The organism is Candidatus Bartonella washoeensis Sb944nv, from assembly GCF_000278135.1.
Classification (GTDB): domain Bacteria; phylum Pseudomonadota; class Alphaproteobacteria; order Rhizobiales; family Rhizobiaceae; genus Bartonella; species Bartonella washoeensis.
The window spans coordinates 594,437-595,355 of record NZ_JH725022.1 but is presented as its reverse complement, the minus strand read 5'-3'; the positions used below and the strand labels follow the sequence as shown (position 1 = coordinate 595,355).

Below are 919 nucleotides of genomic sequence, written 5' to 3'. Positions count from 1 at the left end.
AGCCATGCTCATTTCCTTAAGGCCGTAAAGTTTCACACGTGCTATCAACACGGGAACTGTCTACAAAAGAGGTAAAATTCTCTTGATACCAATCGCTAGGGCTTACATAATTATCTGTAACTTCCGCTATCCTTTGTATTATCCTAGGATGCGGAAACCTTTTCCTATTTACATAACGCGCTATTGACGCTTGCGTAACACCTACCGAAATCGCAAACTCAGCATAAGTAATGTTATTCTTTGATAAATATGACTTTAGCTTAGACATCCTTCCTTTATACCATATTGGTATTAGCATTGCAAGGCAATTTTACCATATTGGTATTTGAAAGGATATTTTTTTTTATTAGGATAAGAATCATGAATAATTTAAAGTTTTTCAGACAAAAAATAGGTTTAAGTTCAAAAAAATTAGCCGAACTAGCAGGGACTAGTCAGCCACAAATTTTTCGTTTAGAAAACGGGCAACGGAAATTAACAAAAGAGTGGGCTGTACGTTTAGCCCCCCACTTGGATGTTACACCAAAACAGTTATTGTTTTCCGGACAAAAGCTTAATAGCTTAGACGAACAAATTGAAGATATGTTAGAGCATCTAAGCTATGATAACAAAGTTAAACTTCTTGATCTCCTTTCTTCATTTTATCAAGATAAAAAAGAATAAATTGTCTTTTTTCTTCTTCTGTCAATTTATTCCATAGCTCCAATATTTTCTTATTAATTGTCCGCTTTTTATCCATTTTTTTTACCTCAAAAAATATAAAATAAAAAAAAAATAACCATTTTGGTATTGACTCAATTTTACCATTTTGGTATAAATTTCTGCATACCTTATAAATTAACCGTTGCCAACAGGCTGTATGGAGGCTGTTTTGACAAAACCTGTTTTTATAAAATCGGATGAAATTCTCTTAGTGATG

General features: G+C 32.8%; 2 protein-coding genes. One reads left to right on the top strand and one right to left on the bottom strand.

Annotated features, from left to right (window positions below):
- Window positions 1-16: 16 nt before the first annotated feature.
- On the bottom strand, window positions 17-268 hold the full coding sequence (locus tag MCQ_RS08705; protein WP_006923343.1) for a helix-turn-helix domain-containing protein: 252 nt from the start codon (window positions 266-268) through the stop codon (window positions 17-19).
- 92 nt (window positions 269-360) lie between these two features.
- On the opposite strand from MCQ_RS08705, the gene MCQ_RS02455 reads away from it, so the two are divergent.
- Window positions 361-663, top strand: coding sequence for a helix-turn-helix domain-containing protein (locus MCQ_RS02455; RefSeq protein ID WP_006923342.1), 303 nt, complete (start codon window positions 361-363; stop codon window positions 661-663).
- Window positions 664-919: the final 256 nt, after the last annotated feature.

Bases quoted from the DNA above. Each gene is read 5' to 3' on its own strand.
- MCQ_RS08705 (WP_006923343.1), bottom strand. From the start codon at position 268: ATGTCTAAGCTAAAGTCATATTTATCAAAGAATAACATTACTTATGCT.
- MCQ_RS02455 (WP_006923342.1), top strand. From the start codon at position 361: ATGAATAATTTAAAGTTTTTCAGACAAAAAATAGGTTTAAGTTCAAAA.